Annotated in this window: 7 protein-coding genes and 2 pseudogenes; 4 read left to right on the plus strand and 5 right to left on the minus strand. The window is 75.7% G+C overall.

Annotated features, from left to right (window positions below):
- Positions 1-3: 3 nt before the first annotated feature.
- The gene (locus B0E53_RS11330) at positions 4-822 is read left to right on the plus strand and encodes a PaaX family transcriptional regulator C-terminal domain-containing protein (protein WP_107076011.1); all 819 of its coding nucleotides are present in this window, start codon (positions 4-6) and stop codon (positions 820-822) included.
- A 3-nt stretch (positions 823-825) separates the two neighbouring features.
- On the plus strand, positions 826-1,617 hold the full coding sequence (locus tag B0E53_RS11335) for an enoyl-CoA hydratase-related protein (protein WP_107076012.1): 792 nt from the start codon (positions 826-828) through the stop codon (positions 1,615-1,617).
- Positions 1,618-1,628: 11 nt separating this feature from the next.
- Here the strand turns inward: B0E53_RS11335 and B0E53_RS11340 are convergent, their stop codons facing one another.
- The 4 genes and pseudogenes from B0E53_RS11340 to B0E53_RS40380 all read right to left on the minus strand — a co-directional run.
- Entirely contained in the window at positions 1,629-2,252 is a 624-nt protein-coding gene (locus B0E53_RS11340) for a hypothetical protein (protein ID WP_107076013.1), read from the minus strand.
- A 48-nt stretch (positions 2,253-2,300) separates the two neighbouring features.
- Positions 2,301-2,885, minus strand: coding sequence for a DNA-3-methyladenine glycosylase I (locus B0E53_RS11345; RefSeq protein WP_107076018.1), 585 nt, complete (start codon positions 2,883-2,885; stop codon positions 2,301-2,303).
- 47 nt (positions 2,886-2,932) lie between these two features.
- A complete protein-coding gene (locus B0E53_RS11350; protein WP_107076014.1) occupies positions 2,933-3,430 on the minus strand; it encodes an SRPBCC family protein in 498 nt (165 codons plus the stop codon).
- 389 nt (positions 3,431-3,819) lie between these two features.
- A pseudogene (locus B0E53_RS40380) lies at positions 3,820-4,191 on the minus strand (DivIVA domain-containing protein); the annotation flags it as partial.
- 229 nt (positions 4,192-4,420) lie between these two features.
- Here B0E53_RS40380 and folP point away from each other — a divergent pair.
- The gene (gene folP / locus B0E53_RS11360) at positions 4,421-5,290 is read left to right on the plus strand and encodes a dihydropteroate synthase (RefSeq protein WP_107076015.1); all 870 of its coding nucleotides are present in this window, start codon (positions 4,421-4,423) and stop codon (positions 5,288-5,290) included.
- Between the two features lie 6 nt (positions 5,291-5,296).
- On the opposite strand, the gene ndhC is transcribed toward folP, so the two are convergent.
- Positions 5,297-5,674 carry an NADH-quinone oxidoreductase subunit A gene (gene ndhC / locus B0E53_RS11365; RefSeq protein ID WP_091314599.1) on the minus strand — a complete coding sequence of 126 codons (378 nt, stop codon included), beginning with the start codon at positions 5,672-5,674 and terminating at the stop codon, positions 5,297-5,299.
- 129 nt (positions 5,675-5,803) lie between these two features.
- Here ndhC and B0E53_RS36965 point away from each other — a divergent pair.
- Positions 5,804-6,000, plus strand: a pseudogene (locus B0E53_RS36965) (hypothetical protein); the annotation flags it as partial.

Raw genomic sequence — 6,000 nt, forward strand, 5'->3', positions numbered from 1 at the left:
GTCATGCAGGCACGGTCGGCACTCTTCGACCTGTACGGCGACCACCTCCGGGCGAGGGGTGGCCGCGCACCGGTCGCCGCCCTGGTCAAGCTGTTGGCGCCGCTCGGGATCGCGCCACCGGCGGTCCGCACCGCGGTCTCCCGCATGGTCCGCCAGGGCTGGCTCGAACCGCTGCGGCTCGCCTCCGGACCCGGATATTCGATCACACCGAAGGCGGCCCGGCGACTGGACGAGGCGGGCGCCCGGATCTACCGCACCGGCCGGCACGCCTGGGACGGCCGGTTCGACCTGCTGGTGCTGGAGGCGCCCGCGTCCCGGCGGGACCGGCAGCGGCTCGCCGCCAACCTGACCTACCTCGGCTACGGCACGCTGGACGACTGCACCTGGGTGGCGACCCGGCCGGGCGAGGACGTCGACGTCCTGCTCGCCGAGGCCGGAGTGCGCTACGAGCGGTTCACCGCGGCGCACGCCGCCGGCACCCCCGGCGCCATGGGAGTGGTCCGCCGCGCCTGGGACCTGGCCGAGATCGGCCGCGCCTACGAGCGGTTCGTCGCCGAGCAGAAGCCGTTGCTCACCGGGGTGACCGTGCGCAGCAGCGACGAGGAGGCGTACGCGGCCCGGTTCCAGCTCGTGCACGCGTGGCGTACCTTCCTGTTCCGGGACCCGCAGCTGCCGCCGGCGCTGCTCCCCGAGCGCTGGCCGGGCAGCAGCGCCGCCAGTTTCTTCGACCGGCACGCCGCCCGGCTCCGGCCGGCCGCCGACCGGTACGTGGAGCACTGCCTCGACGCCGGCAACCGCCTAGCCCGACAGAAGGGTCGTTAGAACGTGACCGAGCCGCTGCTCGTCGACCGCACCGACGCCGTGGTCACCTTGACGCTGAACCGCCCGACGGCGATGAACTCGCTCGACGTGGCCCTCAAGGAGGCGCTCCGGGACACCCTGGCCGAGCTGGAGGCCGACCGGTCCTGCCGGGCGGTCGTGCTGGCCGGCGCGGGCGGCTCGTTCAGCGCCGGGCAGGACCTGCGGGAGCACGTGCAGACCCTGGAGTCCGCCGACGCCGACCCCCTGGGCACCGTGCGGGCGCACTACAACCCGATCGCCGCCCGGCTGGCCAACCTGCCGAAGCCGGTGATCGCCGCGGTCCGGGGCATGGCCGCCGGGGCCGGCGCCTCGCTGGCGTTCCTCGCCGACTTCCGGATCGGCGGCCCGAAGACCCGGTTCCTGATGGCCTTCGCCGGGGTCGGGCTCGCCGCCGACACGGGCGCCTCCTGGACGCTGCCCCGGCTGGTCGGCCACGCCAAGGCCGTCGAGCTGCTGATGCTCGCCGAGCCGGTGGGCGCCGAGGACGCCTGCCGGCTGGGCCTGCTCACCCGGCTGGTGGACGACGACGAGCAGGTGCTCCCGGCCGCGCAGGAGCTGGCCGCCCGGCTCGCCGCCGGCCCGACCGTCGCGTACGGGGCGATCAAGCGGCAGCTCTCCATCGCCGACGCCGGCACCCTGGCCGACGCGCTGGCCGCCGAGGCCCAGGCCCAGGCCATCTGCGGCGCCACCGCCGACCACCGGGCCGCGACCATGGCCTTCGTGAACAAGCAGAAGCCGGTCTTCGAGGGCCGCTGACCCGTCGCGGGTCAGTCGTCCTCTTCGGGATCCTGGTTGGCCTCGGCGCCGAGCACGAACGCCTGCATGGCCAGCTCATCGCCGGACGGCGAGACGAAGGCGGGCAGCTCGCGCGGGCCCAGCTCCTGCACGTAGGACCAGAAGAGCCGGACCGCCTCGGCGGGCGAGGCCGCCTCGATCGGCAGGTCGAGGCTGACCAGCCAGGAGCGGCGGGCCGGCGGCGGGCCGATCTGGTCGGCCAGCTCCCGGAAGCGGGCCGGGTCGAGCCCGGTGACCGGCCCGCCGAGGGCCAGTCCGGGCACCGGCACCGGCTCGTCGAGCACCCGCCGGGTGTACGTCACCACGAGCACTCCCGGACCGGCCTCGGACTGCGGGTCGTCCGGGTCCTCCCGGGTCTCCCCGGTGGCCGACGCGACCCGGCCGAGCGCCACCAGCCGCAACGGCTCGTCGGCCAGCACCGCGACCGGGTCACCGGGGCGGGGCCCCACGGCCGCGTCCAGCCCGGTGAGCTCCAGCGTGTCGTGGTGCACCAGCCGCTCGGCCTCGTAGCGCTCGGCGGGCAGCAGGACCGCCCAGGCGCCCGGCGCGGTGCCGCCCTCGATCGTCCCGCTCGTCCGCGGCTCGGTGTCGGTCATGTCCCAATCCCATCACGCCGGACCGGGGCCGTTCCCGCGGCGTCCGGGTCACGCCCCGGGACGGTCGCGGACCACGTGGCAGCCGGCGAGGTGGTCGTCGACCATGCCGGTGGCCTGCATGAGCGCGTAGGCCGTGGTGGGGCCGACGAAACGGAAGCCGCTCTTCTTGAGCGCCTTGGCCATCGCGGTGGACTCCGGGGTGAGCGCCGGCACCTCGCCGAACGACCGCGGCCGGGCCGCCCGGGGCGGCGGCGCGTAGGACCAGAGCAGCGCGGAGAGGCCGTCGGGCAGCGCCAGGGCGGCCCGGGCGTTGGCGATGGCCGCCTCGACCTTGGCCCGGTTGCGGACGATCCCGGCGTCGGCCAGCAGCCGGGCCACGTCGGCCTCGCCGTAGTCGGCGACCTTCTCGATCCGGAACTCGTCGAAGGCGAGCCGGAACGCGGGCCGCTTGCGCAGGATGGTCAGCCAGGACAGGCCGGACTGGAACGCCTCCAGGGTCAGCCGCTCGTAGAGTGCGTCGTCGCCGCGCAGCGGCCGGCCCCACTCCTCGTCGTGGTAGACGGCGTAGTCCGGGGTGCTCGCCCCCCAGGCGCAGCGGGGCAGCCCGTCGGCGCCGGTCACCAGGTCAGTCACGCCGTACACGGTAGGCCAGCCCACCGACAGCGGGCGGCGGCCGGCGGTCAGGGCAGCCGGCCCTGCTCCACCAGCCGGGCGAACTTCTTCAGCGCCTGGGTCAGGCTGAACTTCGAGCCGGGCCAGAGCACCGGCCAGGCCACCCGGCCGGCCGCCCCGCCGGGCAGGTGGAACCACTCGTGCCAGACCACCTGGGTCCGGTCCCGCCCCATCGGGGTGCAGCGCAGCACGCCGGGGCCGCGCAGCAGCCGGCCGCAGTGCACCACCCGGACCTCGTACGGCGCGTCCACCCGGACCACCCGCATCTCGTCCCGGAGCACGGCCGGGCCGAGCGCGGTGACCGCCTCGACCAGGCTCCCCTCGCCGCCGTCCCCCTCGACCACCCGGACGGTGGTGAGCGGGATCCAGTCGGACTGCCGCTCCCACGCGGTCAGCGCGGCGAAGACCCGCTCGGCCGGCGCTCTGACGATCACCGTCGCGGTGACCTCGGCGGCCCCGGGCTGCGCCGCCTCGGCGAAGCCGGCACCGCCGTCCGCGCCGATCACGCGGACTCCGAGCGGACCACCGGCCCGCGGTCCCGTTCGGCGTCGTCGTCGATGTCGGCCCCGCCGGCGTCGCGGGCGCGGTCGGCGGCCGGGCCGGCGTCAGTGGCCTCGCCGGCGGCGTCGGCGGTGGGCTCGCGGTCGGTCGGGTCGGCGGGCGGCCGGAGACCGACCTCGGGCGGGGTCTGGTCGACCGGGGCCGCCACCGGGGCGATCGGGGCCGGCCGGCCGGTGGCCGCCGTCGGGGCAGGGGCGGACGGCAACGTGGCCACGTCCTCGACGGCGGCGGCGGCCGGGGCCTCCGCCACGCCGGCCTCGGCGGTGAGCGACTCACCGGCCGGCGGGTCGGCGATCGGCTGACCGGTGGTCGGTTTCGGGGCGGGGGCCTCGGCCTCCGCACCGGTCGCCGCGGCCTCCGCACGGGCCCGGCGCAGGGCGTCGGCCTCCTCGATCCGGCCCTCGCGGAGCGCGGCGTTCTCGGCCTCCAGTACGCCGATCAGCTCGGTCTTGTAGCCGATGTCGTACGCGGCCCGGCGCAACGCCGCGTCGACCTGGGCCATCCGGTAGCCGCGCAGCGCGGTGTCGAAGCGCACCTCGGCGACGTCCGACTCGTCCAGCGGGCGACTGCCCGGCAGGGGCACGGCCCGCCCGTCCGGCTCGGCCGGTGCCAGGCCCGGATCCCGCCCGGAGACCAGCACCGTCACCCCGAACACCACCGCCGCGACGATCAGCGCGACGACCAAGAGGAGCAGAACCTCACCCATGGGGAGATCGTGGCATGCGGGCGGGGATCGGGCGAGCCCTCCGCCGCCTCCGATCGGAATCGCCCCCCGCCCCCGTCCGGCTCACCAGGTCGGCGACGGGGCGGTGTCGGCCGGGCCGCGAACAACCCCGGCGCGCCGGTCCGGCGGCGGTGACGCCGCGCGGCCCGGCCGGGGCGGCACCGGATAGCGTCGGGGGCGACCGGGGAGGATCGGCGATGCGGAGGCGGGCATGACCGGGGCGCTGCGGCTCGGCGGGCGGACCTTCTCCCCGGGCGAGCTGGTGGTGATGGCGATCGTCAACCGCACGCCGGACTCGTTCTTCGACCGGGGCGCCACGTTCGCGCAGGACAGCGCGCTGCGCGCGGTCGAGCGGGCGGTGACCGAGGGCGCCGAGATCATCGACATCGGCGGGGTGAAGGCCGGGCCGGGCGACGAGGTCGACGTGGCCGAGGAGATCCGCCGCACCGTGGACACCATCGCCGCGGTCCGGGCCGCCTTCCCGGACGTGGTCATCTCGATCGACACCTGGCGCGCCGAGGTGGCGGTGGAGGCGGTGGCGGCCGGCGCCGACCTGCTCAACGACACCTGGTCGGGGGCGGATCCGGTGCTGGCCCGGGTCGCCGCGGCGACCGGCGCCGGGCTGGTCTGCTCGCACGCGGGCGGGCTCACCCCGCGGACCCGGCCGCACCGGGCCGCGTTCGACGACGTGGTGGCCGACGTGATCGCGACGGTCACCGGCCTCGCCGAGCGCGCGGTCGGCCTCGGCGTACGGCGGGACGGCGTCCTGATCGACCCGGCGCACGACTTCGGCAAGAACACCCGGCACTCGTTGGAGATCACCCGGCGGCTGGGCGAGCTGACCGACACCGGCTGGCCGCTGCTGGTCGCCCTGTCGAACAAGGACTTCATCGGCGAGACCCTGGACCTGCCGGTGCCCGACCGGCTGGAGGGCACGCTGGCGGCCACCGCGGTATCGGCCTGGCTCGGCGCCCGGGTGTTCCGCGCCCACCAGGTCCGCGAGACCCGCCGGGTGCTGGACATGGTGGCCACGATCCGGGGGGACCGGCCGCCGGCCCTCACCCGGCGCGGGCTGGCCTGAGCCGGGTCAGGCCCAGCGGAGGATGTTCCGGCGCCAGGCGTAGAGGATGCCGAGCGCCACCACGGCCACGAAGACGCCCATCTCCACCACGGTGGTCACGCCGAACCCGGGTCGGTCGAAGATCAGCGCCCAGGGGAAGAGGAAGACCGCCTCCACGGCGAAGAGCACGTACAGGTAGGCGTAGACGTAGTAGCGGATCTGCATCTGCGCCCAGTCGCCGCCGACCGGGTCGAGACCGCACTCATACGTGGCCCGCTTGCCCCAGGGATCGGCCGGACGGCCAGGACGTAACACCCGATTGGCTGAGAACGCCGTAACGAAGAAGAGCACGGCGGCGAGCAGCAGGAGACCGAGCGTGGCGTACGACCCGAGGTAACCGGTCACGGTCGGGAGCCTACCGGGCCGCCCGTCAAGACACCCGAAACACGTTACGTATTTGTTTCCTCGCGGTACTAGTGCCCGAAGGCAACTGTTGCCAAATAATGAAACCTCACTGAGCGTCACGGAGGACAGATGGCCCGCCCCCGCGTACGGCCTGCTCGGCGCGCCGCGCTCCGAGGTACCCCCGCGCTGCTCGTACCCGCACTGCTCGCCGGGATGGCGGCGGCCGTCGCGGTGGCGCCGGCGTGGGCGGCGGCCTCGCCGACCGTGACCGGCGTGGTCCGGGCGGCCGAGCCGGGCGACCCGGGTGAGCCGGGCGGCGAGCCCGG

Source organism: Micromonospora sp. MH33, assembly GCF_003013775.1.
Classification (GTDB): domain Bacteria; phylum Actinomycetota; class Actinomycetes; order Mycobacteriales; family Micromonosporaceae; genus Micromonospora; species Micromonospora fulviviridis.